The sequence below is a fragment of the Parafrigoribacterium soli genome, from assembly GCF_040227235.1.
GTDB lineage: Bacteria > Actinomycetota > Actinomycetes > Actinomycetales > Microbacteriaceae > Parafrigoribacterium_A > Parafrigoribacterium_A soli.
Map to the genome: position 1 here is coordinate 690,508 of NZ_JBELNZ010000001.1, position 26,154 is coordinate 716,661.

General features: G+C 67.1%; 26 protein-coding genes and 1 tRNA gene. 16 read left to right on the forward strand and 11 right to left on the reverse strand.

What is annotated here, in order from left to right:
- The first annotated feature begins 55 nt into the window (after positions 1-55).
- Positions 56-161: transfer RNA gene (locus ABUA37_RS03375), tRNA-OTHER, on the forward strand.
- Between the two features lie 101 nt (positions 162-262).
- Here ABUA37_RS03375 and ABUA37_RS03380 read toward each other — a convergent pair.
- A complete protein-coding gene (locus ABUA37_RS03380; protein ID WP_349897701.1) occupies positions 263-574 on the reverse strand; it encodes a DUF7882 family protein in 312 nt (103 codons plus the stop codon).
- Between the two features lie 82 nt (positions 575-656).
- The gene (locus ABUA37_RS03385; RefSeq protein WP_349897702.1) at positions 657-1,010 is read right to left on the reverse strand and encodes a hypothetical protein; all 354 of its coding nucleotides are present in this window, start codon (positions 1,008-1,010) and stop codon (positions 657-659) included.
- 224 nt (positions 1,011-1,234) lie between these two features.
- Here ABUA37_RS03385 and ABUA37_RS03390 point away from each other — a divergent pair, with 224 nt between their 5' ends.
- From ABUA37_RS03390 to ABUA37_RS03405, 4 genes are all read left to right on the forward strand, one after another.
- Positions 1,235-1,723, forward strand: coding sequence for a histidine kinase (locus ABUA37_RS03390; protein ID WP_349897703.1), 489 nt, complete (start codon positions 1,235-1,237; stop codon positions 1,721-1,723).
- Positions 1,724-1,805: 82 nt separating this feature from the next.
- The gene (locus ABUA37_RS03395; protein ID WP_349897704.1) at positions 1,806-2,651 is read left to right on the forward strand and encodes a DUF4097 family beta strand repeat-containing protein; all 846 of its coding nucleotides are present in this window, start codon (positions 1,806-1,808) and stop codon (positions 2,649-2,651) included.
- Between the two features lie 25 nt (positions 2,652-2,676).
- Entirely contained in the window at positions 2,677-3,636 is a 960-nt protein-coding gene (locus tag ABUA37_RS03400) for an ATP-binding cassette domain-containing protein (RefSeq protein WP_349897705.1), read from the forward strand.
- The gene (locus tag ABUA37_RS03405; RefSeq protein ID WP_349897706.1) at positions 3,633-4,445 is read left to right on the forward strand and encodes an ABC transporter permease; all 813 of its coding nucleotides are present in this window, start codon (positions 3,633-3,635) and stop codon (positions 4,443-4,445) included. Before ABUA37_RS03400 ends, ABUA37_RS03405 begins: the two co-directional genes overlap by 4 nt.
- 11 nt (positions 4,446-4,456) lie before the next feature.
- Here the strand turns inward: ABUA37_RS03405 and ABUA37_RS03410 are convergent, their stop codons facing one another.
- A complete protein-coding gene (locus ABUA37_RS03410) occupies positions 4,457-5,383 on the reverse strand; it encodes a DsbA family protein (protein WP_349897707.1) in 927 nt (308 codons plus the stop codon).
- 268 nt (positions 5,384-5,651) lie between these two features.
- Between ABUA37_RS03410 and ABUA37_RS03415 the strand changes: the two genes are divergently transcribed.
- Complete coding sequence (locus tag ABUA37_RS03415; RefSeq protein ID WP_349897708.1) at positions 5,652-6,743, forward strand: ABC transporter ATP-binding protein; 1,092 nt, start codon at positions 5,652-5,654, stop codon at positions 6,741-6,743.
- Between the two features lie 104 nt (positions 6,744-6,847).
- Positions 6,848-8,125 carry a DUF4032 domain-containing protein gene (locus ABUA37_RS03420; protein WP_349897709.1) on the forward strand — a complete coding sequence of 426 codons (1,278 nt, stop codon included), beginning with the start codon at positions 6,848-6,850 and terminating at the stop codon, positions 8,123-8,125.
- Positions 8,126-8,128: 3 nt separating this feature from the next.
- Here ABUA37_RS03420 and ABUA37_RS03425 read toward each other — a convergent pair whose 3' ends face one another.
- Positions 8,129-8,587 (reverse strand): Lrp/AsnC family transcriptional regulator, encoded by a 459-nt coding sequence (locus ABUA37_RS03425; RefSeq protein ID WP_349897710.1) that lies wholly within the window; start codon positions 8,585-8,587, stop codon positions 8,129-8,131.
- A 137-nt stretch (positions 8,588-8,724) separates the two neighbouring features.
- Here ABUA37_RS03425 and ABUA37_RS03430 point away from each other — a divergent pair, with 137 nt between their 5' ends.
- From ABUA37_RS03430 to ABUA37_RS03445, 4 genes are all read left to right on the forward strand, one after another.
- Positions 8,725-9,897 carry a trans-sulfuration enzyme family protein gene (locus ABUA37_RS03430; protein WP_349897711.1) on the forward strand — a complete coding sequence of 391 codons (1,173 nt, stop codon included), beginning with the start codon at positions 8,725-8,727 and terminating at the stop codon, positions 9,895-9,897.
- A gap of 178 nt (positions 9,898-10,075) precedes the next feature.
- On the forward strand, positions 10,076-10,510 hold the full coding sequence (locus tag ABUA37_RS03435; RefSeq protein ID WP_349897712.1) for a GntR family transcriptional regulator: 435 nt from the start codon (positions 10,076-10,078) through the stop codon (positions 10,508-10,510).
- Positions 10,507-11,637: a DUF1648 domain-containing protein gene (locus ABUA37_RS03440; RefSeq protein WP_349897713.1), complete on the forward strand. Its 1,131-nt coding sequence runs from the start codon at positions 10,507-10,509 to the stop codon at positions 11,635-11,637. Before ABUA37_RS03435 ends, ABUA37_RS03440 begins: the two co-directional genes overlap by 4 nt.
- A 198-nt stretch (positions 11,638-11,835) precedes the next feature.
- Positions 11,836-12,633, forward strand: coding sequence for an alpha/beta hydrolase (locus ABUA37_RS03445; protein ID WP_349897714.1), 798 nt, complete (start codon positions 11,836-11,838; stop codon positions 12,631-12,633).
- Positions 12,634-12,700: 67 nt separating this feature from the next.
- On the opposite strand, the gene ABUA37_RS03450 is transcribed toward ABUA37_RS03445, so the two are convergent.
- Together ABUA37_RS03450 and ABUA37_RS03455 are read right to left on the reverse strand one after the other, a co-directional pair.
- The gene (locus tag ABUA37_RS03450; RefSeq protein ID WP_349897715.1) at positions 12,701-13,999 is read right to left on the reverse strand and encodes a pyruvate dehydrogenase complex dihydrolipoamide acetyltransferase; all 1,299 of its coding nucleotides are present in this window, start codon (positions 13,997-13,999) and stop codon (positions 12,701-12,703) included.
- Positions 13,999-16,188, reverse strand: coding sequence for an alpha-ketoacid dehydrogenase subunit alpha/beta (locus ABUA37_RS03455; protein ID WP_349897716.1), 2,190 nt, complete (start codon positions 16,186-16,188; stop codon positions 13,999-14,001). The genes ABUA37_RS03450 and ABUA37_RS03455 overlap by 1 nt, the downstream gene beginning before the upstream one ends.
- Positions 16,189-16,325: 137 nt before the next feature.
- Here ABUA37_RS03455 and ABUA37_RS03460 point away from each other — a divergent pair, with 137 nt between their 5' ends.
- The 3 genes from ABUA37_RS03460 to ABUA37_RS03470 are packed head-to-tail and all read left to right on the forward strand — an operon-like array spanning position 16,326 to position 18,956.
- The gene (locus ABUA37_RS03460; RefSeq protein ID WP_349897717.1) at positions 16,326-16,853 is read left to right on the forward strand and encodes a VOC family protein; all 528 of its coding nucleotides are present in this window, start codon (positions 16,326-16,328) and stop codon (positions 16,851-16,853) included.
- A gap of 28 nt (positions 16,854-16,881) precedes the next feature.
- Positions 16,882-17,565, forward strand: a complete 684-nt coding sequence (locus ABUA37_RS03465) for a GntR family transcriptional regulator (protein ID WP_349897718.1) — start codon at positions 16,882-16,884, stop codon at positions 17,563-17,565.
- A gap of 14 nt (positions 17,566-17,579) precedes the next feature.
- The gene (locus ABUA37_RS03470) at positions 17,580-18,956 is read left to right on the forward strand and encodes an NADP-dependent succinic semialdehyde dehydrogenase (protein WP_349897719.1); all 1,377 of its coding nucleotides are present in this window, start codon (positions 17,580-17,582) and stop codon (positions 18,954-18,956) included.
- A gap of 20 nt (positions 18,957-18,976) precedes the next feature.
- Here ABUA37_RS03470 and ABUA37_RS03475 read toward each other — a convergent pair whose 3' ends face one another.
- Positions 18,977-19,885: an NAD(P)-dependent oxidoreductase gene (locus tag ABUA37_RS03475; protein ID WP_349897720.1), complete on the reverse strand. Its 909-nt coding sequence runs from the start codon at positions 19,883-19,885 to the stop codon at positions 18,977-18,979.
- Positions 19,882-21,264 carry a M24 family metallopeptidase gene (locus tag ABUA37_RS03480; RefSeq protein WP_349897721.1) on the reverse strand — a complete coding sequence of 461 codons (1,383 nt, stop codon included), beginning with the start codon at positions 21,262-21,264 and terminating at the stop codon, positions 19,882-19,884. The genes ABUA37_RS03475 and ABUA37_RS03480 overlap by 4 nt, the downstream gene beginning before the upstream one ends.
- A gap of 165 nt (positions 21,265-21,429) precedes the next feature.
- Here ABUA37_RS03480 and ABUA37_RS03485 point away from each other — a divergent pair, with 165 nt between their 5' ends.
- Entirely contained in the window at positions 21,430-22,125 is a 696-nt protein-coding gene (locus ABUA37_RS03485; RefSeq protein ID WP_349897722.1) for a helix-turn-helix domain-containing protein, read from the forward strand.
- A gap of 29 nt (positions 22,126-22,154) precedes the next feature.
- On the opposite strand, the gene ABUA37_RS03490 is transcribed toward ABUA37_RS03485, so the two are convergent.
- Complete coding sequence (locus tag ABUA37_RS03490; protein WP_349897723.1) at positions 22,155-23,219, reverse strand: zinc-dependent alcohol dehydrogenase; 1,065 nt, start codon at positions 23,217-23,219, stop codon at positions 22,155-22,157.
- The gene (locus ABUA37_RS03495) at positions 23,216-23,527 is read right to left on the reverse strand and encodes a Dabb family protein (RefSeq protein WP_349897724.1); all 312 of its coding nucleotides are present in this window, start codon (positions 23,525-23,527) and stop codon (positions 23,216-23,218) included. The genes ABUA37_RS03490 and ABUA37_RS03495 overlap by 4 nt, the downstream gene beginning before the upstream one ends.
- 130 nt (positions 23,528-23,657) lie before the next feature.
- On the opposite strand from ABUA37_RS03495, the gene ABUA37_RS03500 reads away from it, so the two are divergent.
- On the forward strand, positions 23,658-24,686 hold the full coding sequence (locus ABUA37_RS03500; protein WP_349897725.1) for a ketopantoate reductase family protein: 1,029 nt from the start codon (positions 23,658-23,660) through the stop codon (positions 24,684-24,686).
- An 88-nt stretch (positions 24,687-24,774) separates the two neighbouring features.
- Here the strand turns inward: ABUA37_RS03500 and ABUA37_RS03505 are convergent, their stop codons facing one another.
- Positions 24,775-26,130: an amidohydrolase family protein gene (locus ABUA37_RS03505; RefSeq protein WP_349897726.1), complete on the reverse strand. Its 1,356-nt coding sequence runs from the start codon at positions 26,128-26,130 to the stop codon at positions 24,775-24,777.
- Positions 26,131-26,154: the final 24 nt, after the last annotated feature.

Consider the following 26,154-nt stretch of genomic DNA (forward strand, 5'->3'; position numbering starts at 1 on the left):
AGCGGGGGTCGTCGGTTCGAATCCGACTGGGGGCTCACCGAGATAACCATCGCCCGCCCTTGCAGCGGGGGTCGTCGGTTCGAATCCGACTGGGGGCTCACCGAGATAACCATCGCCCGCCCTTGCAGCGGGGGTCGTCGGTTCGAATCCGACTGGGGGCTCTCTTAAAAGAGCCAACGATTTGGCTCTTTTAGGAGAGCCCGCAATCTCGTGCCTTGCATCTGCGCGCGACAGAGGCACGCCCAACGATGGCGGCGCTTCGCTACTCGCTCGCGGTCGCATCCGGCTCGGGCAGGATCTGCAGGCCGCCCGCGCTGTTCGCCGTGCGCATCAGCTCATCGATCCACTGGCGGTTGATCGAGGGCGGCCGCCCTCCGCTGTACTTGAAGTACATGGGGATCGTGGGGTGCAGCCAGAGCACGCTCCTGCCGTCGCCGAGCGCCGGGTCGTCCTTCCACGAAAAGTAGAAGGACTCGTTGCGCCGAAGCTTCGCACCGATCACCATCTGCAGGTGCACTAACAGCCGATCATCAAAGTCGACGGTCAACGTCGAGTCGTAGGTCAATCTGCCCACGAGCAACTCCTTCCTCCGGGTTCTGCTGAGCAGAACCTGCCGTCGCTACAGTGGTTCCGCGGCTTCGCAAGACCGCCCGGGGTCAGTAGTCGTCGATGGCGGCCGAGAGGTCGTCGGACTCGTCTGGATGGAGCTCGCGGCCTATCCGGTGCTGCTGGTTCTGCTTGAGCTTCAGCATCTCGTCGCTGAAGCGCGCCAGGAGCTCCTCATCGATGATTTCGTCTCCATCGTCGTCTGGCTCGGTGTCGGCCACCAGCTGGCTGGCCGGGCCGATAAGGATGTGTGAGCGGCTCAGCGTGCCATCGTCAAGCCGCACCGGAATGTCGACGGTGGCTGAGGTGCCCGACTTCGCGAGCGCTTCGGCATAGCTCAACAGTGCGCGGGCGATCTCGGTACCGGTGAGGATCGAGTCCCCGGCGTAGTGAATCCTGTCCATGCTCCGCTTTCCGTGTCGTGGGGGTGGACCGCGCCGCCTGCCGAGGCTGGCAGCGCTGCGCGCAGGAATCGGCGTGCGCTTATACCAACATAGAAAAGCTGCGGCGCCGGTGCCAGGGATTGACAACCCGGACGCTATCCGCCAGTAGTGCGACTCAATACCTCTCGTCCCGAATGACACCATCTTCACTTGACGTGACACCATAATGGTGTCACTATGGTGACATGGAACTGGGACAATACGTCAGTGAGCTGCAGCGGCAGCTGCAGGACGCCGCGGCGAACGGCGCCGATGAGACGCGCGCAGCGGCGGAGCGGCTCGCTTCGGCACTGGACGCGGCGACCCGGCTCGTGCTCCTCGACGCGCTCTCCGCCGCCGTCGGTGAGATCACCCGCGACCTCGCACCAGGCTCGGTCGACCTGCGACTGCGTGGCCGCGAGGTGGAATTCGTGGTGTCGCAGCCGAGTGCGGAGGCCGAGACGGACGAGCGACCCGTCGCATCCGTGGATCTCGACGACGTCAGCACCTCGCGCACGACCCTGCGGCTGCCCGACGCGCTCAAGGCGCGCGTCGACGACGCGGCGGCAGCTGACGGACTGTCCGTGAACACCTGGCTCGTGCGCGCCATCGCGGCAGCGCTCCAGCCGAAACAACGGCGCTCTGCACAGCGCACGCTGCGCAGCGGTGACAACTTCGCAGGGTGGGCACGCTAGACCGGCCGCCTACCCACTTCACCATCACCGTCCCGCATGCCGCGGGGTGACCACCTACGCCCACAGAAAGGGATGCCTCGCCATGCCCACTTTTTCCACTCCTACCCCGATTGACCTCGCGATAAACCTGCAGGTCGGCGCCATCGAGGTCGTCGCGAGCGATCGCACCGACACGATCGTCACCGTCACACCCACAAACCCGGATAGGGCCGTCGACCGGCGCGGCGCCGAGCAGACCACTGTCGACTTCGACGGACGCCGGCTCACCGTCACCGGCCCGAAGCCCCGCTTCAGCGTCGTCGGGCCGAGTGAATCCGTCGACCTGTCGATCGCCCTCCCCACCGGATCGCGCCTCACCGCGGAAATCGCCGTGGGCGGCATCCGCTCAATCGGTCGCCTCGGGGCCACCCGCGTCAAGGGCTCGATGGGGCCGGTGGAGCTCGAGCGCACCGGCGAGCTGTGGCTCCGCGCCGGCCGCGGCAATGCGACGGTCGGCACCGCAGAGGGCGACGCCGAGATCACCGCGGACCACGGCCAGGTGCGCATCGGCACGCTCGCCGGCGACACGAGCGTGAAGGCCTCGCACGGCAGCATCACCATCGGGGAGGCCGGCGGCGAGGTCGACGCGAAGCTCTCTTACGGCGACCTCGACATCACGAAGGCTCTCGGCTCCGTGACCGCGAAGACGGCATACGGCAGCATCCAGCTTCACGAGGTCTCGAGCGGGGCCGTCCAACTCGAAAGCGGCTATGGCCAGATCTCGGTGGGCGTGCGGCGGGGTGTTCCGGCCTGGCTCGACCTGTCGTCGAAGGAGGGGCGGGTGCGCAACCAGCTCGGCAGTGATCACGCGCCCGAACCTACGGAGGAGACCGTTGAGGTGCGCGTGCGCACCCAGTACGGCGACATCACCATTCAGCACGCGAGCTAAGCCCGCACGAGAAAGGACACCCGACATGACCACCCCAGCAATCGAACTCCACGGACTTCGCAAGTCCTATGGCGCGAAGATCGTGCTCGATGACGTCGACCTCAGCGTCGCTGCCGGCACCGTGACCGCGCTGCTCGGACCGAACGGTGCGGGCAAGACCACAACTGTGCACATCCTCTCGACCCTGCTTCGGCCCGACAGCGGGACCGCCTCGGTGAACGGGTACGACGTCGTGCGCGACCAGGACGGCGTACGTGCCGCGATCGGTCTCACCGGTCAGTTCTCCGCGGTCGACGGCCTGCTGAGCGGCGAGGAGAATCTGCTGCTGATGGCGCGTCTGCGGCACCTTGGTGCGAAGCGCTCGAAGGAGCGGGTTGCCGAGTTGCTTGAGCAGTTCGACCTCGTCGAGGCCGCTCGCAAGCCGCTCGCCACCTATTCCGGCGGAATGAAGCGTCGACTCGACCTAGCGATGACCCTCATCACCGCGCCGAGCGTGATCTTCCTCGACGAACCCACGACCGGCCTCGACCCGCGCAGCCGCCACACCATGTGGAGCATCGTGCGCGACCTGGTCGCAGAGAGCACCACCGTGCTGCTCACCACCCAGCAGCTCGAGGAGGCCGACGAACTCGCTCACCGGATCGCAGTGCTCGACGGGGGACGCATCGTCGCCGAGGGCACACCAGATGAACTCAAGCGGCTCGTGCCCGGCGGTCACATCCGGCTTCGATTCGCCGATGCCTCAGCCTTCGAGACCGCGACGACACTGCTCGGCGACTCCGGTCGCGACGAGGTCGGGCTCGCTCTCACCGTGCCAAGCGACGGTGGCGTCGGTGCGCTGCGCGGCGTACTCGACCGCCTCGACACCGCTGGCATCGAGGTCGACGACCTCAGCATCCACACCCCGGATCTCGACGACGTGTTCTTCGCGCTCACTGGCGTGACACGGCCGAGCCCGGCCGACACAGAAGGAGCACAACCATGACCACCATCACCGCCCAACGACAGTCGCACGTCGTCACCGACTCGATAACGATGCTGCGCCGCAATCTGCTGCACATGATCCGCTACCCCGGGCTCTCGATGTTCACGATCCTCGGGCCCGTCGTGTTCCTTCTCCTGTTCGTCTTCGTGTTCGGCGGCACGCTGGGCGCGGGGCTCCCCGGCGTCGACCCATCGGGCGGCCGGGCGGCCTATCTCGCCTATGTGGTTCCCGGTATTCTCACCATCACCATCGCCGGAAGCGCGGGCGGCACCGCAACGACTGTCGCGATGGACATGACCGAGGGGATCACGGCACGGTTCCGCACCATGGCGATCTCGCGCGCCGCGGTGCTTGCAGGTCACGTGCTCGGCAACACCATCCAGGCCATCATCGCGGTCGCGCTCGTGCTCGGCGTCGGCCTCGCCGTCGGCTTTCGCCCAAGCGCAGGGCCGATCGAATGGCTCGCCCTGGCAGGCCTTCTCGTGCTCATCTCCTACGCGGTCAGCTGGCTAGCCGTGGCTATGGGGATGCAGTCGAAGTCCGTCGAGACCGCTAGCAACCTGCCCCTGTTGCTCGTCATCCTGCCCATGCTCGGCAGTGGCTTCGTGCCCACCGACTCGATGCCCCAGTGGCTGCAGGGCTTCGCCCAGTACCAGCCGTTCACCCCGTTCATCGAAACCGCGCGCGGACTGCTACTCGGCACTCCCCTGGGCTGGAATCCGGCGCTCGCGATCGGCTGGAGCCTTGCGATCGCGATCGTTGGCTACGCCTGGTCGATGTTGATCTACGAGCGCAAATCAGTGCGCTGAGGCCCGCGGTGCTAAGGCGCGGGTGTGGCGCTCGGGGCCGGGGTCGGCGACGCGGTCGACTCCTCCGTGAAGGCGTTACCCGCCGCGGTGTTCACGAACAAGGCGAAGTCGTTCGCGTTGTCGAGAGCACCCGAGTACTTCACGCCGTCGACGAGCACCGTCGGGGTGTCGGTGACCTTGTCGACCTTGGAACCGGGGATGGGACCCGCAGCCGCTCGCTGCGTCGCCGCGTTCACCCAGGTCTTGAACGACTGGTCGCTGATGCAGTCCGCGACGGACCCCGGATTCTTGACCTTCGCCTGCTTTGTGAGCGCGATGAGTGCGGCATCCGTCAGACCCTCGGTCTGCCTTGGCGGGGCCTTTTGATACAGCAGCGAGTTGAACGCGAAGAACGTGTTGGGCGAGTAATTCGCCACGCAGGCCGCCGCATTCGCGGCTCGCGTCGAGTACTTGGCGCCGACCGAGCTGCTGTCGAAGATCGACAGCGGGTGAATCTCGAGGGTCGCGGCGCCGGTCTTGAGCCAGGTGCTGATCTGCTTCTCATTCGTGGTCTCGAACTTCTTGCAGGTGGGGCACTGATAGTCGAGATACACCCGGATGTTGATGACCTCAGGGTTCGTGGATGCCGAGGAGACCGGTTCATCCCCGGGCTGCAGCGCTCCGGTGGTGACCGCCTTGAAGTTCTGGCCGATCGTGATGCCGTCGCTCGCCATGTTGAGCGGGCCAGGCGTCGGCGGCTTGAGATAGGTGTTCACCAGGACCAGTGACACCACGGCGATGATCGCCAGTACGGCCACCGCGATGCCGCCCTGCAGGAATACCCGAGTACGGCGTTCCTTCTTCTTCTGTTCCGCCCTCAGTGCCTGAGCTTTGCGGCGAGCGACCTCACGCCTGTCGTTCATGCTCAGACGATCGTCGCTCGTATCGCCGTCGGTCATGCACCCTCACTTGATTGTCTGCTCGGTCCGATCTCGGAATGGCAGCACTATCGATAGTAAAGAGCCAGTCTGGGAAACGCCCAAGCGGTAGCTGAACCACTTTACTGTCAGCACCGCTCTTCTTGCAGGTTCAGCCGCGGGCTGTGCCCCGCTCGGGGTACGTGGATTTATCGCCCAGACCGGGTGGGTGCCATAATGAGCGTGCACCATCCATCCATTCACTACGGATCGTCCGGCACGTACCTGCCGGTGAAGGAGTTATACACACATGGCATCTGTAACCTTTGACAAGGCTTCGCGGATCTACCCCGGCTCGACCCGTCCGGCTGTTGACCAGCTCGACCTGCAGGTCGCCGACGGCGAGTTCCTCGTTCTCGTCGGTCCCTCCGGCTGTGGCAAGTCGACGTCACTGCGCATGCTCGCCGGCCTCGAAGAGGTCAACGAGGGCAACATCCTCATCGGTGACCGCAACGTCACGGACGTTCCCCCGAAGGACCGTGACATCGCCATGGTCTTCCAGAACTACGCGCTCTACCCGCACATGACGGTCGCGGAGAACATGGGCTTCGCGCTCAAGATCGCCGGCGTCAACAAGGACGAGCGCGCGAGCCGCGTTCTCGAGGCCGCGAAGCTGCTCGACCTCGAGCCCTACCTGGCCCGCAAGCCGAAGGCACTCTCCGGTGGTCAGCGTCAGCGCGTCGCCATGGGTCGCGCCATCGTGCGTAGCCCCCAGGTGTTCCTCATGGACGAGCCGCTGTCGAACCTCGACGCCAAGCTGCGCGTGCAGACCCGCACCCAGATCGCGTCGCTCACGCGCCGCCTCGGCGTCACGACCGTCTACGTCACCCACGACCAGACCGAAGCGCTCACCATGGGTGACCGCATCGCGGTGCTGAAGGATGGCGTGCTGCAGCAGGTCGGAACGCCGCGCGAGCTCTACGCACAGCCGAAGAACGTCTTCGTCGCCGGCTTCATCGGCTCGCCCGCCATGAACCTGTTCGACGCGGACGTCGTCGACGGTGGCCTCAAGTTCGGCACTGCGGTCGCGAGGGTCGACCGCGACACGCTGGCCGGAGCCGCCACCAAGGTGACCATCGGCATCCGCCCGGAAGACGTCATGGTGTCTCCGACCGGCGAGGGTCTGCCGGTGTCGGTCGACATCGTCGAGGAGCTCGGCGCCGACGGTTACCTCTACGGCCACACCGACATCGACGGCAACCGGGTAGATATCGTCGCCCGCGTCGATGGCCGCGTGCACCCGGATGCTGGCGACAAGGTGTTCATCCTCCCGACGCCTGAGCACATCCACGTGTTCAACACCGAGTCGGGCGAGCGCCTCAGCAAGCCCATCGCGGACTAGTCAACTCGTTGCTCGGCCTGTCGGAATCCACCCCGGTGAGATTCCGGCAGGCCGACCTCGTTAAGCGGGCAGCGCATCCGCTCAACCGTTAGGCAGGTTCTCCCATGTCGGGCTCATTGAACATCACCTCGGCCACGGTCGATCCGGCGCTGCTCGATCTGCCGTGGAATCTGCCCCTCGAGGAATGGCCGGACAGCGTGATCGCTGCCCTGCCCAAGGGCATCTCGCGGCACCTCGTGCGGTTCGTACACCTCAGCGGCTACATCATCGCCATCAAAGAGACCTCGGAAACGATGGCCCGCAGCGAGTACGAGATGCTGCGCACGCTACAACGGCTCGATGTGCCGTGCGTGGAACCCGTGGCCGTGATCAGTAATCGCAGCGATGACGACGGGAATCCGCTCAACTCGGTGCTCGTCACCCGACACCTGAAGTTCTCACTCCCCTACCGCGCGCTGTATTCGCAGATGCTGCGGCCTGACACGGCGACGAGGCTCGTCGACGCCCTGGCGGCGCTGTTGGTGCGTCTGCACATCATCGGATTCTTCTGGGGCGACGTGTCGCTGTCGAACACGCTGTTCCGCCGGGATGCCGGTGCCTTTGCCGCGTATCTCGTGGACGCGGAGACGGGGAAGCTCTACAACGGCCTGTCGAACGGACAGCGCGAGAACGACCTCGAGATCGCACGGGTGAACATCGCGGGCGAGCTTCTCGACCTCGCCGCGGGAGGGCGCCTGGATGAGGAGACCGATCCGCTCAAGGTGAGCGAGGGCATCGTCGCCGCGTATCGCACGCTCTGGGAGGAGCTGACCGGTTCGGAATCGTTCTCCTCCTCGGAACGGTGGCGCATCAATGCGCGCGTCAACCGGCTGAACGACCTCGGCTTCGACATCGACGAACTCGCCATCAAGACCGACGACGCGGGCACAACCGTGCGCATCCAGCCCAAGGTGGTGGATGCCGGCCACCACCAGCGCCGACTGCTGCGGCTCACCGGACTCGATGCCCAGGAGAACCAGGCCCGCCGCCTGCTGAACGACCTCGACTCGTACACCGCGACCTTCGACAAGAACGACCTCGATGAGGAGGTGGCCGCGCACGAGTGGCTCGCGCGCGTGTTCGAGCCGGTGATCAGGGCAATTCCGCGTGACCTGCGCGGAAAGCTCGAGCCCGCCGAGGTGTTCCACCAGTTGCTGGAGCACCGCTGGTACCTCTCGCAGTCCGAGAATCGCGACGTTCCGCTCGCCGAGGCCGTCACGTCGTATATCGACAAGGTGCTGCGGCACCGCCGAGACGAGGCGACGGTGATGGGACCGCCGACCGAGGCGATCTCGCTGCCCGACGACGACGCTGACGGCGGCGATTGGCGCAGCCGGGTCTGAGGATCAGGCGAGCAGGTGCTCCACCCCGCGACCGGCGACATGGTCGAAGATGAGGTTCGTCTCGGTGTGCGCGACCGCCGGATGCCCGGCCAGATTCTCGAGAACGAACTCGCGTAACTCAGACGAGTCGCGCGCCGCCACGTGCAGCAGGAAGTCGTCCACCCCACCCATGTGGAACAGCGCGAGCACCCCGGGCCAGTGGGGTGCCTCGCGGCGGAACCTGGCCACCTCCTCCCGATTGATCGAGACGAGCCGCACCGAGATGAGTGCCTGGACGGTCATGCCGAGGGCGGCGATGTCCACCTCGGCGTGATAGCCGCGCAGGTAGCCCGCGGAGTGGAGCCGCTTGAGGCGCAGCGAGACCGTGGACTCGGCGACGCCGACCGCGGCTGCGAGAGCGGCCCCGGACATCCGCGCGTTCGAGGACAGTGCGCGAAGGAGGGCTCGGTCGATCTGGTCCATGGTTGCCTCTCGTGGTCCCTGCGGTGCAAGCGGCCGACAACTGCCGTGACCAACAGCTTCTGCCGCAAGATCGGCACGATTTCGCAGATACTTCAGCATAGCTTGCACTTGACGGCGGATGCTGCTTCCCTCGACGCATGACTCTGCAGAATGCCCGACTCGAAACCCGCGCCGTTCACGGTGGGATGGAGGGGCTCACCGAGAGCGGCTCGCACGTACCGACCATCGATCTCTCCACGACGAACCCGCTCCCCGGAGTCGAGCTCGGAGGCGAGTCCTACGAGCAGCTCGCGACCGGCGGGGTGCTGCTGCCCGGTCAGTCCGCCGTGTACCAGCGGCTGTGGCAGCCGGGAGTCGCGCGCTTCGAGGAGAGCCTCGCCGGACTCGACAGTGCCGCTTCGGCCGTCGCGTTCGCCACCGGAATGGCCGCCCTCTCGGCGGTGCTGCTCGCGAGCGTCACCGCCGGAAAGCCGCACGTCGTCGCGTTGCGACCGCTCTACGGCGGCACCGACCACGTGCTCGAGAGCGGACTCGTCGGCACGAACGTGACCTGGGCGGATGTCGCGGGTATCGCCGCCGCGATCCGTCCCGACACCGGGCTCGTCGTGATGGAGTCGCCCGCGAATCCGACGCTGGAACTCGTGGACATCGCGGCCGTCGTCGCCGCGGCCGGCGACATCCCGGTGCTCGTCGACAACACCTTCGCCACGCCGATTCTGCAGAGACCGCTCGAGCATGGCGCGACGCTCGTGCTCCACAGCGCCACGAAGTACCTGGGCGGCCACGGCGACGTCATGGGCGGAGTGGTCGCCACAAATGACGAGTGGGCGAGTCGCATCAGGCACATTCGCGCGCTCACCGGAGGGCTGCTGCACCCGCTCGCGGCGTACCTGCTGCACCGCGGCCTGCGCACACTCCCCATCCGCGTGCGCGCTCAGCAGGCCACCGCCGCGGAACTAGCGTCGCGGCTGGTCGGTCATCCCTCGCTGACGCGAGTCATGTATCCCTCGCTGCCGGGCTGTGATCCGGATGGCCTGCTCGGCACCCAGCTCGAGGGTCCAGGGTCGATGCTCGCGCTCGAACTCGCGGGAGGGTACGACGCGGCGGTGCGCTTCATTGAGGCGCTGACGCTCGTGACCAATGCGGTCTCGCTCGGCGGCGTGGATTCGCTGGCGCAGCATCCGGCGTCGCTCACACACCGACCGGTCGCGCCGGAAGCGCGCCCGGGCGGCGGCATCGTGCGACTCTCGATCGGCCTCGAGCACGTCGAGGACCTGGCCGCGGACATCCTCGCCGCCCTGGCGGCCTAACAGTCCTCCCGACCGACCTCAGCCACCCCGCGAGATGCCAGTTGTGGGGGCCATCCGCTCGCGATAGCCCCGCAACTGGCATCTCGCGGGCGGCGCAGCCGAGAACCGGGGATCTGTGCGGGTCAGACCAGCACAGTTTTGTGCTATAAGTAGTAGTACAGATTCGGATGGAGGCGGCATGGAGATCCTGCTGGACCCACGCTCCGAGACCCCGCTCTACCAGCAGCTGCGGGACCGGATGATCGAGGCGATCGCGGCGGGTGACCTCGCACCCGGCGAGCAGCTGGCATCCGTTCGCCAACTCGCCGTCGCCTTCGGCATCAACGTCGCGACCGTCGGCAAGGCCTACGAACTGCTGCGCGAGGAGGGGTTCATCACGACGAGCCACAAGTCGCGGTCGGTCGTGGTTCGCGGACCCGCAAGCGGACCGCCTGCCGATGGCTTCGTCGACGGATGGGCGTCCCGGCTCACAACGCTCCTCGCGGAGGCCGTCGCGCAGGGCTTGCCGCCGTCGGACATCGCCGCGCACACCAGCCGCATCGTCGCCTCCTTCGATCAGAACCGATCCGACTCCTCCCCCGATACCGCCACGGCAAAGGACCCCACGACATGACCTGGTTCGCGATCACCTTCTCCACGCTCATGAGCGTGCTGCTCGCGGCGCTGCTCTACGCAATGCCGTCGATCACCCGCCCCACGCTGCCGCTCGGCGTGAGTGTTCCGCAGGCGCGCGTCGACGATCCGGTCATCTCGGCCTCGGTGCGCAGGTACCGCCGCTGGGTGCTGGCGTCGCTCGTGCTGGGCGTCGTGCTCTCGTTCGTTTTGGGCACCGTCGCGCCGACGGTCGGCACGATCGTGCCGGTGCTGTTGGTGACCGTCCTCGGCATGGGCAGCTACACGGTGACCCGTGATTCCATCGCGCGAGCGAAGCGCGAGGGCGGATGGTACGACGACGTTCCGGTGCGCCTCGCGGCGGACGTCTCGGCGCCGCGGCACTCGGCGCCCATCCCTTTCGGCTGGTACCTCGTCTCGGCCGTTCTTCTCGCCACTGCCGCGGGGGTCGGCGTCGCGGTCTACCCCGGGCTCCCCGACCCGCTCCCCATTCACTGGGGCCTCAACGGGGTCGCGGATGGCTACGCCGCCAAGTCGGTGTGGTCAGTGTTCGGCATCGTGCTCGTCGGGCTCGGTGTCGTCGCGCTGCTCTTCGCTCTGTCGTTCCTCGTGCGCGTCGCCCCGCCCCGCCGGCTAACGTCAGACTCACCCGAGCTGGCCGCACAGCGAGCCGAGGCACAGCAGCACCTGCTCGGTGCGCTGCTGGGTCACATCACCCTCATCGTGAGCATCGTTCTCGCCGCGCTCACGATTGTCGGCTGGCTCGCACCTGGTTCAGGAGAGTTGTTTTTGGCGGCAGGCGTGCTCTTCATCGTGCTCCTCGCCGCCGCCATCGCCACATTCTTCGTGCGATACCGTCGAGCCGTGGTGCTGCAGCCCGTCGGTCTGACCGAACCCGCGCATCCGGCGGCCGCTGCCGTAGATGCCCCGGATGATGACAGCTTCTGGAAGGCGGGCATCTTCTACGTCAACCGCAGGGATCCGGCTCTTCTGGTGCCGAAGCGCTTCGGCGTGGGCTGGACCGTCAACCTCGGACACCCGGCCGGTGCCGCGATCGGCATCGTCATCCTTCTGATCATCGTTGGCGCCGTGCTGCTCGCCATCGTTTCGCCCGGCTTGCGCCACTAGGACTGTGCCCTTTGAGGTAGCCGATGAGGCTGCGCTGCGCTATGTCGGTGGTCTCCACAACCCTGTAAAGGGGGAAGTGACGAAGGAGAAGTGATGGGCAGGGAACAACGGCGCGCACTCGACGCTCGCCTCCGGGAACCCTCGCGGCCGAACGACCCGCGCTCTGTGGAACAGATGCGGGAAGATTTCGCGCGCCTGATGAGCACGTTCCCCGTGCCGCCGGGCGTCACGCGCACCGACGTTGAACTCGGTGCTCGCCCCGCAGTGCGGGTGGAGCCGGTGGAGGCAGCACGGCCAGGCACACTCCTGTACTTCCATGGCGGCGCATTCGCGCTCGGCTCGCCGGAAACGGCGATCGCACTGACAGCGCACCTCGTGGCACGCACGCGGGTTCGGGCGATCTCGCTCGACTACCGACTTGCCCCCGAGCATCCGTTCCCCGCAGCGATCGAAGACTGCCTCGCTGCGTACCGCGACCTTCTCGACCGCGGCGTCGCGCCGCAGTCGATCATCTTTGCCGGCGACTCGGCGGGAGGCGGGCTCGCTGTCACGACGACTCTGGCCGCTCGGGATGCCGGCCTGCCGGTGCCTGCCGGGATCGTCGCCTTCTCCCCCGGCCTCGACCACACTCGGTCCGGCTCATCGATGATCACGAAGGAGGGCATCGACCCCTTCTTCACCGGCGAGGCCCTGAAGCGAACGGGAGACCTCTACCTGAACGGCCAGGATCCAGCCCAACCGCTCCTCGCACCCGCGGTCCTCGCCGACCTGACAGGGTTCCCCCCGATCCTTCTGCAGGTCGGCACCAACGAACTGCTGCTCGACGACTCGGTGCGGTTGGCACAGCGCGCACGGGATGCGGAGGTCGACGTGATCCTCGACGTCGCCGCCGACATGCCGCACGTCTTCCCCGCCTACGCGGGAATGGTTGACGAAGCCGACCAGGCGATCGATCGAGCCGCCCTCTTCATCACCCAGCGGCTCGCTTCGCGATAAGCCACGAGGTACCAGTTTCGGACGTCATCGGTGTGCCCAAGCGGCGAAAACTGGTACCTCGCGAGTCTCAGATCAGGATGGCGACCGGGTTCTCGATGAGGCCGACGAACGCCGCGAGCCACTGGGCGGCGAGCGCCCCGTCGAGCACGCGGTGATCGGCCGAGAGCGTCACGGTCATGACGGTGCCGACGACCAGTTCGTCATCCACAACGATCGGCTTCTTGCGCGCCGCACCGACCGCGAGGATGCCCGCGTGCGGCGGGTTGATGATTGCCGAGAACTCCTGCGTGCCATACATCCCGAGGTTCGAGACCGAGAAGGAACCGCCCTCGATCTCGTGCTGCTTGAGCTTTCCGGCGCGACCGCGTTCGGCCAGTTCCCGGATGCTGGAGCTGATGCTGCTGAGCGACATGCTGTCCACACCGCGCACCACCGGCGTGACGAGCCCGCCCTCGATCGAGACAGCCACCGCGATGTCGACGCTGTCGAAGCGACGGATGGCCGTGTCGGTCCAGATCGCGTTTGCCTCGGGCACCGCGCGAAACGCCGCTGCCGCCGCCTTCACCACGAAGTCGTTCACGGAGATCTTCACCGGCGCCGTCTCGTTGACCCGCTGGCGGAACTCCAGCAGGGCGTCGACTCGGCAGTCGGCCACGAGGTAGAAGTGCGGAATCGTGGTCTTGCTCTCGACCAGCCTCCTGGCGATGGCGCGACGCATGCCCGTGTGGGGAATGTCGGTGTAGCCACCGCTGTCGGGCGCCGCGGTGACGGCGGGCGCCTGAGCCGCGGGCGCGGCGGACTTGGCCGCACTCAGGGACTCGATGTCGCGCCGCACGATGCGACCGCCGGGGCCCGTGCCGGTCACGGTCGACAGATCGAGCCCTCGCTCGTTCGCAAGCCTGCGCACGAGCGGGCTCATGAAGGTGCGCGCGCCTCGGTCGGTCGGTGCGGAGGAGACGGTAGTCGAGGTGGCGGCGGGCGCCGCGGTCGCAGCAGGCGCTGCAGCCGCCACCTCGGGTTCTGGGGCGCCGGTTTCCGGCGCCGTTTCCGGCTCGGGAGCGGCGGGGGTGGCGCTCGGTTCTAGAACCTGCGCCGGGGCCGCTGGTGCGGCATCCTCTGCGGACTCGCCCTCGGCACCGACGACCGCGATCGGGTCACCGACCTTCACCGAGGTGCCCTCCTCGACGAGGAGCTTGAGCACGGTGCCCTCGGTCTCGGAGGCGTATTCGACGTTCGCCTTCTCGGTCTCGACCTCCGCGAGCGGCGTGCCCACGCTGAGCGCCTGGCCCGGCGTGACCAGCCAGGTCTGGATCGCTGCCTCTTCGCTGCCCGCGAGAACCTCGGGCATGCGGATGATGGTGGCCATCAGCGACCGCCCATGCCCTTGCGCATGCGCTCGAGGCCCGCGACGACCTCTTCCGTGCGGGCGATCGCCGCTCGCTCGAGCACCTTGGAGATCGACGGCGAAGCCTCGCCGCCGGTGACCCTGTCGACCGGCTGGTCGAGCCAGTCGAAGTAGCGCCGCTGGATCTCGTCGGCCAGCCAGGCACCATAGGAGGTTCCCCTGGCGCCCTGCTCGACGATGAGCACCGCGTTGGTCTTGCGGATGCTCTCGCCGATGGTGTCCCAGTCGATGGATGCCCGGTCGAGCCAGCGCAGGTCGATCAGGTCCGCGTCGATGCCGGTCTGCTCGATCGCCTCGAGCGAATGGCCGACCATGGACAGGTAGCTGATCACCGTGACGTCGGAACCGGTGCGGCGGAGCGCAGCCTTGCCCGGCGGCAGGATGTAGTCGAGGTCACCCTCGGGCACGCGATCCGCCGTGCCGTAGAGGTCGACGTGCTCGATGACGAGCACCGGATCTTCGAGGGCGAGGGCTGCGTTCATGAGACCGACGTAGTCGGCCGCGGATGACGGGGCGACGATGCGCCAGCCGGGCGCCGTCGCGAAGATGCCGGCCGGGTCCATGAGGTGCTGCGAACCGTAGCCTGAGCCCATCGCGACCTTCGTGCGCAGCACCAGCGGAACCGGGTTGTCTCCGCCGAACATGTGGCGCGCCTTGCCGACCTGGTTGAACACCTGGTCCGCCGCAACCCACATAAAGTCCGGGTACATGAACTCCACGACCGGGTGGAAGCGCCCATCGAGGGCGAGCCCGCCGGCAAGACCGGTGAACGCGTTTTCGCTGATCGGCGTTCCGATCACGCGGTCGGGGCCGTACTTCTTGGCGAGTCCCTTGGTGGCGCCGTTGGTGCCACCGTTCAGGCGGTGCACGTCCTCGCCGAGAACGACGATGCGCTCGTCCTGCTCCATGCGGCGGTCCATGACGCCAGCCACCGCATCCACGAACTTCACGTCGCGCCAGCCGCCCTTGTGGTCGAGCGGGTCCGCGACGGTGAGCGACTCGAGCTCGCTGGCGTCGCCGCGCACACCGACGTTCACGAAGCCCGGGTCCGGCCACAGGTTCGGGCGGATGCGGCGCTTGCCTTCAGACTCCGGGTCGGCTTCAAGCAGCTCGGCCACGGCCGCACGCATGGCGGACTGGGCCTGCTCGCGCACCGCGGCAACTCCGGCCTCGTCGATCAGGCGAAGCTTGATCATTTCCCTGGCGACGCGGTCGAGCGGGTCGCGGGCGCGCCACGCGGCCTCTTCTTCCTTGTCGCGGTAGCCGAAGGCGCTGCCCGGGTACGGTCCGTTCTGGTGGAAGAACCGGTAGACCTCGGCCTCAACGATGGCGGGGCCCTCGCCGGCGCGCATCCGCCCTTCGGCCTGCTGCGTCGCGAGGTAGACGGCGAGCGGATCCATGCCATCGACGCGCCAGGAGGGAATGCCGAAGCCCTGGCCGCGCACCGAGAAGCGGGTGTCTGCGGTGATCTCGTCGGAGCGAGTGGAGACGGCGTAGAGGTTGTTCTCGATGAAGAACATCACCGGGAGCCTCCACGCGGCCGACAGGTTCATCGACTCCAGGACGGAGCCGATCTGGCTCGCGCCGTCGCCGAAGTAGTTGATGGTGACGTTGTCTGTGCCCGAGTGCTTCTGCGCGAAGGCGTTGCCGGTGGCGCCCGGCGCACCGCCGCCCACGATCGCGTTGGTGCCGAGCGCGCCCGCCTCGAACCACTGAAGGTGCATGGAACCGCCTCGACCACGGCAGTAGCCCTGCGCGAGGCCGAGAATCTCGGCCAGGGTGCGTTGCAGCACGGTCTGGATCTCGGGTGAGACGAGATTCGCGGGGTCGATGACCCCGCCCGAGACGTGCGTGAGGGCCTTGGCGAGGAACTGGTGGTGACCGCGATGCGAGCCGTTCACGGCATCCTGCGAACTGAGGCCCACGATCGAACCGACCGCGCCGCCCTCCTGCCCAATGCTGGAGTGGGCCGGGCCGTGCACGAGGCTCTCGCCCGCGAGCTCGAGCACAGTCTCTTCAAAGGCGCGGATGAGGTGCAGCTCCGCGAGCATCGTGCCGAGGAGAGCGGGGTCGGCCGCCTTCCAGTCCGCGGGGGTGGTCGACAGTTCGACCCAGTTCACGCCTGTGGTCAGTTTCGTCACTTTGGGCATCGTTGCTCTCCTTGGCTTGAGCACAGACTAGTCGCCGATTGGATACAATTTCAAGCCATACGGCTCACTTTTATCGCCACACGGCGAAACTATCCGCCATACTGTATACAATTGCGGTAGCACAAGGAGGTGGCACCATGTCAGGAATTCCCGGGCTCAGAGGCGTCGACCATCTGGGCGTCACGGTTCCAGATCTCGACGAAGCCGAACGATTCTTCATCGACGTGCTCGGCGCGGTGCCGGTCTACACGCTCGGTTCCAAGCAGGCAGACGACGACTGGATGCAGCAGCAGCTGGGCGTCCACCCCCGCACCGTGATCAGCGAGATCCGCTTCTTTCGCCTCGGCAACGGCATGAACTTCGAGCTCTTCGACTACCAGGCCGCCGACGGACAGGCGCCGCAGCCGAAGAACAGCGACATCGGCGGCCACCACGTCGCCCTCTACGTCGACGACCTGGATGCCGCGGCCGAGCACCTGCGCAGCCACGGTGTCGAGATCATGGGCGAGCCGGTCGCGAGCAAGCAGGCCGCAGAGGGGCAGCGCTGGCTCTACTTCCGCAGCCCATGGGGCATGCAGTTCGAGCTCGTGAGCTACCCGAACGGCAAGGCATACGAGCAGGATGCTGCGGTTAAACTGTGGCATCCGGCACGACCCGCGGAATGAGCGAGTTGCACCACACGAAGGAGCGGGCATGACAGAGACCACGGTGTCGCTGTCGACGGCCACCCACGGCAACGCGAGTGCGCGCATCGCAGACCTGCTGCGCACCGCGATTCTGCACGGCGACTACGTTCCCGGCGCGCGCATCCGGCAAGAGGATGTCGCCCAGCGCTTCGGCGCGAGCCGTGTGCCCGTACGCGAGGCCTTTCGCACCCTCGAGGCCGACGGACTCGTCACCCTCATCGCCAACACCGGCGCCTGGGTCTCCCGCCTCAGCCTCGCCGAGTGCGACGAGGTCTACCAGACCAGGGAACGCGTCGAACCGCTGCTGCTGCGCTACGCGCTGCCCGGCATCGATGAGGCCCACATGGATCGCCTCGACGAACTCGCCAGCGAGATGGAACGCACGAACGACGTGGGCGAGTTCCTGCGCCTCGACCGCGAGTTCCACCTCGGTTCCTACGAGCCGGTCCAGACGACCGTGCTCGGCGACCTGGTGCGGCGCCTCTGGAACACCACCCAGCACTACCGTCGCGCCTTCACGCTGCTGCTCGACGAGCCGGCGACGCGCCTCGTGCACGACGAGCACCACATGCTTGCCTTCGCCATCCGCGACGGTGATGCGGATGGTGCAGAGCACATTCTTGCCGCGCACATCCGGCGCACCCGCCTCGGGTTGCTGCGGCATCCGGAAGTCTTCGAAACCGAGAGCTAACGAAAGGCACCACCATGGCAATCGCCACTATCAACCCAACGACGGGTGAGACCGAGCAGACCTTCGAGCCGCACGACGCCGCAGAAATCGAGCGCCGCATCGCGCTCGCGGATGCCGCTACCAGGGCCATGCGCGCCACCACCTTCGCCGAGCGCGCGGTCTGGATGAACGCCGCGGCGGACATCCTGGAGTCCGAGGCCGACGAGATCGCCCGGATCATGACCATCGAGATGGGCAAGCCGCTCGCCCAGGCGAAGGCCGAGGCGCTCAAGTGCGTCAAGGGCATGCGCTTCTACGCCAAGCACGCCGAGGAGTTCCTGGCCGAGGAGAAGCTCGCCGATCCCTCGAGCGTGAACGCCTCGAGCGCGTGGACCCGCTACGAGCCCCTCGGCGCGGTGCTCGCGGTCATGCCGTGGAACTACCCGCTCTGGCAGGTCGTGCGCTTCGCGGCCCCCGCGCTCATGGCGGGCAACTCGGGGCTGCTCAAGCACGCCTCGAACGTGCCGCAGTCGGCGCTGTACCTCGACACCCTGTTCGAGCGCGGCGGATTCCCCGAGGGAGCCTTCGCCACGCTCCTCATCGGTTCGAAGGAAGTCGCCGCCGTGCTGCACGACAGCCGCGTCAAGGCCGTGACCCTGACGGGCTCGGAGCCCGCGGGCCGCGAGGTCGCGTCGACCGCGGCCGGCCAGATCAAGAAGGCCGTGCTCGAACTCGGCGGCTCAGACCCGTTCATCGTGATGCCGAGCGCAGACCTCGAGAAGGCCGTGGACACCGCGGTCACCGCGCGCGTGCAGAACAACGGCCAGTCCTGCATCGCGGGCAAGCGTTTCATCGTGCACGCCGACATCTACGACCGCTTCGCCGCGCTCTTCGCCGAGAAGCTCTCCTCGCTCGTCGTCGGTGACCCGCTGGATGCCACCACGCAGGTGGGGCCGCTGGCAACCGAAGCGGGCCGCGACGAACTCGCGGAGCTCGTGGACGACGCTGTCGCACATGGCGCCACCGTGCTCACCGGCGGTCACACCCCGAATCGTCCGGGCTGGTTCTACGAGCCGACCCTCATCGCCGACCTGCACGGTGAGATGCGCCTCGTGCTCGAGGAGGCCTTCGGACCGGTCGCGTCGCTGTATCGCGTCGAGAGCCGCGAGCAGGCCGTGGAGATCGCCAACCAGACGACCTTCGGTCTCAGCTCCGCAGCCTGGACTACCGACCCAGACGACGAGGAGTACTTCGTCAACGCCCTCGACGCCGGTGCCGTCTTCATCAACGGCATGACCATCTCCTACCCCGAGCTGCCGTTCGGCGGCATCAAGCACTCGGGCTACGGCCGCGAGCTGGCGGCCGCAGGCATCCGCGAGTTCTGCAACCTCAAGACGGTCTGGAAGGGCTGATCGCCTCGAGGTGACGCGCTTCAGAGCAGGTCGCGGCGCGTCACCTCGGCGATTGCTCCCCAGTCACCCTTAGAGAGTTCGGCGTCGGCGAGCGCGCGCTCGAATACCTCGATGAGGGCGGGCATGGTGGCGAGCTTCACGCCGCTGGCCGCCGCGACATCCTCGGCGAGCTTGAGGTCCTTGCGACCGAGCTCGATGTGGAAGCCCGGCGGAAAGTAGCCCTGACGAGCGATCTCGTTGCCGTAGCCGGTGTAGACGACGCCGCCGAACAGGCTGCTGGTGAGCAGCTCGACGAAGAGCGAGGGATCCACTCCCTGCCGCTCGACCATGGCGATGGTCTCCCCCAGCGCCTGCATCGCGTGGATGATGTTGTAGTTCACCGAGACCTTGACCGAGTTGGCAACCCCCGGGGTCTCGCCGAAGCGCCAGATCTTCTTGCCGAGCAAATTCAGGTACGGTTCGACCGCTTCGACGACCTCGCTGCGGCCGGCCGCCAGGATGTGCAGCTGGCCCGCCGCCGCGACGTCCGGCCTGCCGAGCACCGGTGCCGCGACGTAGCCGGCGCCCGCACTCTCGAAGATGGCCGCGAGCCTGCCGGTGGCATCCGGGCTGACCGACGCCATGTTCACGTGGATGCGCCCCTCGGCAGAGCGCGCCGCCTCGGCCGTGAGCACGGCCTCGGCCGCGGCATCGTTGGCCAGCATGCTGAACGAAACCTCGGCGGAGAGGGCGTCCTCCGGGCTCGCGGCGGCGACAGCGCCGCGAGCAACGAGTTCGTCGACCGCGCCGGATGAGCGGTTCCACACGCGCACCTCATGACCGGCGCCGATGAGCCGGCCGGCGAGGCCGGAGCCCATCGAGCCGACGCCGAGGAACCCGAGCGTGGTGCCGACCTGAAGCGGCCTGCCCTGAGGCTCTCGAAGGGTCACGCCTCGCCCCGACCCCAGGTCGTGTTCAGGTGCGACTGCGAGTCGCGCTGGAGGTTCAGCGGTCCGTCGATGGTGAAGTAGCGCTTGCCCGCGACCATGAGCTCCTCTGCCGGGAACTTCGTGATGACCTCGCAGCCGGTTGCCGTGACGACGACCTCTTCCTCGATGCGCGCGGCACCCCATCCGTCGGCCGCCGGCCAGTAGGTCTCGAGCGCGAAGACCATGCCCTCCTGCAGCACCTCGGGGTGGTCGAAGGAGGTGAGCCTGGAGAAGATCGGCTTCTCCCAGATCGACAGGCCGACTCCGTGACCGTACTGCAGCGCGAACGCGGCCTCCTCGTCGGCAAAGCCGAACTCCTCGGCCTTCGGCCACACGGCCACGATGTCTGCCGTGGTCGCGCCCGGCTTCACGAGGGCGATCGCGCGGTCCATGTACTCGCGGGCCCGCGTGTAGGCATCGCGCTGCGCCGAGCTCGCCGAGCCCACCGCGAAGGTGCGGTAATAGCAGGTGCGGTAGCCGTTCCAACTGTGCAGGATGTCGAAGAAGGCCGGGTCGCCGGGGCGGATGATGCGGTCGGAGAAGACGTGCGGATGCGGCGAGCAGCGCTCACCGGAGATCGCGTTGACGCCCTCGACGTACTCGGAGCCGAGGTCGTACAGCGTCTTCGCCACGAGTCCGACGGCCTCGTTCTCGCGCACGCCGGGGCGCAGGAACTCGTAGAGGTTCTCGTAGGCGGCGTCGACCATCGAGGCGGCCTGGGTCAGCAACCTGATCTCGTCGCCCGTCTTGATGCGGCGGGCCTCCATGAAGACCTGCTGGCCGTCGAGCACGGTGATGCCCTCCTGCTGCAGGGCGAACAGGATGGGGAGCTCGATCACGTCGACGCCGAGCGGCTGGTCGGCGACACCAAACTTCTGCAGCTCCCGCTTGATCTTGCGCGCGAGTTCCTGCGCAATGCCAGCGTCCGGCGGGAAGGCTCCGCGGAGGGTCGAGATGCCCGCGCGCGATCCGCTCTCGAGCCTCGGCCGCTTCGCGCCCTCGTGCGGAGCGTTGGGGTCGGCATCCAGTTCGGCGGAAGTGGTGTCGAGCCACGGGTTATAGAGGGAGTGGTGCTTGGCCGCCGAACCGAAGTCCCACACGATCGGGTCGGTGTTGCGGGTCAACAGGGCGAAGCGAATGAGCTTGTCCATGGCCCAGGTACCGATGTGGGTCGCGCTCATGTAGCGGATGTTGGAGAAGTCGAAGGCGAGCACGGCGCCCAACTCGGAACGGTCGAGCTCGGCCTTCAGCCGTGCCAGACGCTCGTCGCGCAGACGCTCGAAATTGACACGCTCCTCCCAGTCGACCGCGTTGGTACCCGTTGTGCCAGTATTCTTCATGTGCTTCTCCCGTTGGCGTGCCGACGGCGTCCATGCCGCGGCGAATGGCGTTCAGTACAGCTTAACGCAGAGACCGCTTAATCTCAGCCGGCAATTCCGATTTCGCCGCCATATCCGGCCTTCTCGGTGTTACTGTCAACCCCGACTGAAACTTTTGGAGTGAACATGACCGCGAACAGTGTCGGTGAGCGTTTGCGGGAGGCGAGGACCCAGCGCCGCTTGAGCCTGCGCAGCCTCGCGCAGTCTCTGGGTGTCTCCGCGAGCCTCATCTCGCAGGTCGAGACCGGCAAGACGCAGCCCTCCGTGTCGACGCTGTACGCCATGGCCAACCACCTCGGGCTCTCGCTCGACGAGCTGCTCGGCGGCACGGCCGGCGGACCTCGCGCCGCGGCCCAGCCGAATCGCCCCGAACCGGCCGTGCCCAATGTGCAGCGCGCATCCGACAACGCCGTACTCGAAATGGAGAACGGCGTGCGCTGGGAGCACCTCGCCTCGCAGCCGGGTGGTCCGGCCGACTCGATCCTCGTGACCTACCAGCCGGGCGCCTCGAGCTCGGTCGAGGGCAAGCTCATGCGCCATACCGGCATCGAGTACGCCTACATCCTCGAGGGCAACCTCACGCTGCAGCTAGAGTTCGAGACTCACGTGCTCGGGCCGGGAGACTCGCTCCAGTTCGATTCCATCCGCCCGCACCTGTTCACCAACAACGGAACGTCCGTGGCCAGGGGCGTGTGGTTTGTCATCGGACGACGTCAGACGAACGATGGCCTCCCGGATGCACCCGGGGCAGCCGTGCCAGACGCCTCACAGCTCGGATCGGCGGTCGACGTGCTGCGCGTCATGGACGACTTTCACGCCTAGACCACCCTGGCGCCTCACGGCATGAGGCCTCACACCCTGGCGTGGTCGGCGGGCCTGCGCTCGGCGATCCACGGGTCGACAAGGGTTTTGATCTGACCCGAGGCACCCTGGGTCAGCGGGATCAGCCCCTCCTCAGCGACGAGGTCGAGCGGCAGCACCTCGTGCGCGATGTCCGACCAGTCGGGTCGAGTACCAAGCAACCGCACCGCCTCCGGCATGTCGGTCTTGAACACGTGCGCCACCGTGCCGATGATCGTGTACTCGTTGAGGGTCCAGGATCCGAGCGGCAGTGCCGGTTCGCCGCGCTGGATGCCGACGGGAACGATGGTCGAGCCCTGCTCTGCGACCTCGAGAACGGAGGCGAGTCCCGGGGCCGATCCGCTGACCTCGAAGAAGACGTCCGGATCCATGCCCAGCTCCGTGAGGCGTTCGCGCAGCGTCGCGCTTCCCGCCTTCAGGGTCGCGAAGGCGCCAAGGGATTCCGCGAGCGCGAGCCGCTCCTCGTTCAGGTCGACGACGAGCACGCGCGCGCCGACGGCAGCGGCCGCCACGGTGATGAAGACGCCGATGCCGCCCACTCCGACGATGACTGCATCCTGGCCGGCGCGCAGCCCGCTGCGACGCACCGCGTGCACCGCGATCGACATCGGCTGGCTGAGCCCCAGGGTATCGAGCGAGAGGCCGGTGTCAGAGACATCGAGAAGGATGTTCGCGGGCGCGACGACGTAGCCGGCCAGACCGCCGTCGTGCTGCAGCCCGAGCGTGGAGTACTGGCGGCACAGGTTGGTGCGGCCCTCGAGGCATGGCTTGCACTCTCCGCAGGAGACTCCCGCGCCGCACACCACCGTGGCACCGACGGGCAGCGAGGTAACCCCGTCGCCGAGGGCTTCCACGGTTCCCGCGAATTCGTGTCCGAGCGTGACGGGCATGACGGTGAGCACGGGTCCGCGACTGTACTCCGTCGCGTCACTGCCGCAGACGCCGCAGACCGCGACCCGCACGAGCACCTCGCCCGGCCCGGGAACCGGAATCTCGAGCTCCTCGACCCGCAGGTCGTTCACGGCATGGAGCACCGCCGCGCGCATCGTGCTCATGACAGGGTTCCCGCGTCGAGCGGCAGCTGTGCTGCGGAGCGCTCGGCGATCATGCCGCCCAGGTGCTTGTCGTAGACGGCCTTGTGCAGGGGCGAGTCGAGGTAGGTCTCGAGGTCCGCCTCGTTGTCTACTATTGCGGCAACCGCGTAGTCGGCACCGCCCGGGCGCACGTGAAGGTTGTCGCCACAGACGTAGGAGCGCAGTACGGGGATGCCCGCAGCCATCTCCGTCAGGGCCTCGGTGAGGGAGCCGATGGCCTCCGGCGTGACATCGTCGCGCCAGGTGAACATTGCGAGGTGGAGGATCATTGGCTTCTGCTTTCGTCTGTTCAGTGCAGATTTACGATCTTCGCACCGGAGGTCCGAATTCGCGCAACATGCACCACGATGTGTACATCTCTACTGTAACCTGATGACAGCCTCGCCGAAAGGAGCCGAGATGACCCAGTCGCGGATAGCCGTGCTCGGAGCCGGTGCAAACGGAGCGTCGATCGGCGCAGATCTGACCCAGGCCGGACTCGACGTCGTGCTCATCGAGCAGTGGCCGCAGCACGTCGAGCGGATGCGCGCCGAGGGACTGCGCATCCTCTCCCCCGATGGCGAACTGCACGTGAAGCCGCGCGTGATGCACCTGTGCGAGGTGGCCACGCTGCGCGAGAAGTTCGACCTCGTGCTCATGCTCGTCAAGGCATACGACTCCCCCTGGGCGGCACGCCTGATCGCGCCGTACCTCGCCGAGGACGGACTACTCGCGGGACTGCAGAACGGCATGACCGTCGGGGCGATCACGGATGCCGTGGGCGCCGCCCGCACGATGGGCACCGTCATCGAGGTTTCGTCCACCATGACCGACCCCGGGGTCGTGCACCGGCACACCGACGTCGCGCAGTCCTGGTTCGCAGTAGGTGCTCCACAGGGAGGGCCGACGGATCGCGTCGAGGAGGTCGCCACGGTGCTGCGCCACTCCGGCCGGGTGCAGCTCGCCGACGACATCATCGCGACCAAGTGGATGAAGCTCATCAGCAACAGCACTCTGCTCGTGACCTCGGCGATCCTCGGCCTTCCGATGCTCGACGCGCTCCACGTGCCGGGCATGCGCGAGGTGATGCTCAAGGCCGGCCAGGAGGCTCTCGACGTCGGGCGCGCCCTCGGGCATCCGGTTCTGCCGATCTTTGGGCTCACCCAGGACGAGGTCGCCGACCCCGAGAAGGTCGTGGAGATCATGCTCGACAAGCTCTTCGCCGGCTTCGTGAAGCCTGGGGCCACCACAACGGTGCTGCAGGACTGGCGGAAGTCCAGGCACAGCGAGGTCGACGATCTCAACGGCCACGTCGCCGCCGAGGGCACGAGGCTCGGCATCGCGACGCCGATGAACTCGGCCGTCGTCGAGATCGCGCACCGCATCGAGCGCGGAGAGCTCGCGCCCGACCCGGCGCACTTCGCCATGATGGCGGCCGTCGCGCACTGAGGCGCGACTGCTCGCACTCCGTCAGCACGCCAACGAGCTGCCGCTGCGCCTCTGGCCGACGCAGCGGCAGTCGCCGCCCAACCGCTACTTACTTGGTGTACTGGTACGGGTTGGTAAGGATCTCCTTCTCGGGGATCTCGGGGTTCATGCCCGAGCGCCAGGTGTCGTCACCGAGCGACTGCTGCAGGAACGCGACGGTGTTCTCGAGTTGCTTCCTGACGCCCGGGAGGTTACCGGAGACGAGCTTGCCGTTCGACTTCAGGATCTCGCCGCCGACCATCACCGTGTGAACGTCTCCGCGGCCCGCCTGGTAGACGACGTGGCCGTAGGGGTTCAGGATCGGGGTCATCGTGGGCGAGTCCTCGTTCTTGATGAGCACGATGTCCGCCAGCTTGCCCTTTTCGAGGCTGCCGACCTGGTCGAACTTGCCGAGGGCCTTGGCTCCGCCGCGGGTCGCCCAGTCGACGACCTCCTCCACGCGCAGCGCGACGTGGGTCACAGTGTCGCCCGTCTCGTGTGCGTGCGTGTGCTCCCAGGAGCGATCGGCGCCGATTGTCGCGCGCATGGCCGAGAACATGTCCGCGCTCTGCCACACGCTTGTGTCCATCGACAGCGAGGCCTGGATGCCGTGCTTGCGCAGCACGTGCGACGGCGGGTAGCCCTGCCCACAGGTCTGCTCGCTCTCGGTGGCGAGCGAAACGGTTCCGCCGGTCGCCGCGATCATCTGGTAGGACTCATCGCTCAGGGTGGCCGCGTGCACGTAGACGTAACCGGGCAGCATGACCTTGTTCTCGTACATGTTGCGGATGCCGTCGTCGTTGGTCGCGCCCCACACGCCCGCGTGGGTCGTGACGTTGACACCGAGGTCGCGGGCGAAGGCGAAGGCGGGTGCCTCCGGGAAGCTCGGGTCACCCGGCACGTCGAACGCGACCTGGGCGCCGAACAGCTTCGAATCGTCGCGAGCCCGCTCGATGACCCGGCGCACGGCGGGATCCTGCGACCACTCCCAGGGAGCGCCAGCGAGGTTGCCGTAGGCGAGTACGAAGCGGCCCGGCGACGTGGCGAGCGCCTCGTAGGCGGCCTCACCGTGCTCGGGGGTGCGCAGGCCGTGGGACCAGTCGACACTCGTGGTCACACCGGACTCGACCGCGTCGAGCGCCGAGATCGCATTGCCTGCTGCGACATCCTCGGGGCGGAACTTCATGCCGTGCTCGAGGTAGTACCAGACGAAGTATTGGGTGAGGGTCCAGTCGGCCCCGTACCCGCGCATCGCCGACTGCCACATGTGCCTGTGGGTGTCGATCATCCCCGGCATGAGGATGCCGTTTTCGGCGTCGATCTCGAAGGTGCCGTCCGGCACCGCGAGGGATTCGCCCACCTCGGCGATCTTCCCGTCGATCACGAGAACATCGCCCCGCGGAATGACGGTGTGGGAGTCGTCCATAGTGAGAACAATTCCGTTGCGGAA

Excerpts from the sequence above, each read along its gene's own strand:
- ABUA37_RS03500 (WP_349897725.1), top strand. The coding sequence starts at position 23,658 with ATGACCCAGTCGCGGATAGCCGTGCTCGGAGCCGGTGCAAACGGAGCG.
- ABUA37_RS03485 (WP_349897722.1), top strand. The coding sequence starts at position 21,430 with ATGACCGCGAACAGTGTCGGTGAGCGTTTGCGGGAGGCGAGGACCCAG.
- ABUA37_RS03470 (WP_349897719.1), top strand. The coding sequence starts at position 17,580 with ATGGCAATCGCCACTATCAACCCAACGACGGGTGAGACCGAGCAGACC.
- ABUA37_RS03395 (WP_349897704.1), top strand. The coding sequence starts at position 1,806 with ATGCCCACTTTTTCCACTCCTACCCCGATTGACCTCGCGATAAACCTG.
- ABUA37_RS03450 (WP_349897715.1), bottom strand. The coding sequence starts at position 13,999 with ATGGCCACCATCATCCGCATGCCCGAGGTTCTCGCGGGCAGCGAAGAG.
- ABUA37_RS03435 (WP_349897712.1), top strand. The coding sequence starts at position 10,076 with ATGGAGATCCTGCTGGACCCACGCTCCGAGACCCCGCTCTACCAGCAG.
- ABUA37_RS03455 (WP_349897716.1), bottom strand. The coding sequence starts at position 16,188 with ATGCCCAAAGTGACGAAACTGACCACAGGCGTGAACTGGGTCGAACTG.
- ABUA37_RS03385 (WP_349897702.1), bottom strand. The coding sequence starts at position 1,010 with ATGGACAGGATTCACTACGCCGGGGACTCGATCCTCACCGGTACCGAG.
- ABUA37_RS03505 (WP_349897726.1), bottom strand. The coding sequence starts at position 26,130 with ATGGACGACTCCCACACCGTCATTCCGCGGGGCGATGTTCTCGTGATC.
- ABUA37_RS03495 (WP_349897724.1), bottom strand. The coding sequence starts at position 23,527 with ATGATCCTCCACCTCGCAATGTTCACCTGGCGCGACGATGTCACGCCG.
- ABUA37_RS03390 (WP_349897703.1), top strand. The coding sequence starts at position 1,235 with ATGGAACTGGGACAATACGTCAGTGAGCTGCAGCGGCAGCTGCAGGAC.
- ABUA37_RS03425 (WP_349897710.1), bottom strand. The coding sequence starts at position 8,587 with ATGGACCAGATCGACCGAGCCCTCCTTCGCGCACTGTCCTCGAACGCG.
- ABUA37_RS03440 (WP_349897713.1), top strand. The coding sequence starts at position 10,507 with ATGACCTGGTTCGCGATCACCTTCTCCACGCTCATGAGCGTGCTGCTC.
- ABUA37_RS03430 (WP_349897711.1), top strand. The coding sequence starts at position 8,725 with ATGACTCTGCAGAATGCCCGACTCGAAACCCGCGCCGTTCACGGTGGG.
- ABUA37_RS03465 (WP_349897718.1), top strand. The coding sequence starts at position 16,882 with ATGACAGAGACCACGGTGTCGCTGTCGACGGCCACCCACGGCAACGCG.
- ABUA37_RS03400 (WP_349897705.1), top strand. The coding sequence starts at position 2,677 with ATGACCACCCCAGCAATCGAACTCCACGGACTTCGCAAGTCCTATGGC.
- ABUA37_RS03445 (WP_349897714.1), top strand. The coding sequence starts at position 11,836 with ATGAGCACGTTCCCCGTGCCGCCGGGCGTCACGCGCACCGACGTTGAA.
- ABUA37_RS03405 (WP_349897706.1), top strand. The coding sequence starts at position 3,633 with ATGACCACCATCACCGCCCAACGACAGTCGCACGTCGTCACCGACTCG.
- ABUA37_RS03420 (WP_349897709.1), top strand. The coding sequence starts at position 6,848 with ATGTCGGGCTCATTGAACATCACCTCGGCCACGGTCGATCCGGCGCTG.
- ABUA37_RS03480 (WP_349897721.1), bottom strand. The coding sequence starts at position 21,264 with ATGAAGAATACTGGCACAACGGGTACCAACGCGGTCGACTGGGAGGAG.
- ABUA37_RS03490 (WP_349897723.1), bottom strand. The coding sequence starts at position 23,219 with ATGAGCACGATGCGCGCGGCGGTGCTCCATGCCGTGAACGACCTGCGG.
- ABUA37_RS03415 (WP_349897708.1), top strand. The coding sequence starts at position 5,652 with ATGGCATCTGTAACCTTTGACAAGGCTTCGCGGATCTACCCCGGCTCG.
- ABUA37_RS03460 (WP_349897717.1), top strand. The coding sequence starts at position 16,326 with ATGTCAGGAATTCCCGGGCTCAGAGGCGTCGACCATCTGGGCGTCACG.
- ABUA37_RS03410 (WP_349897707.1), bottom strand. The coding sequence starts at position 5,383 with ATGACCGACGGCGATACGAGCGACGATCGTCTGAGCATGAACGACAGG.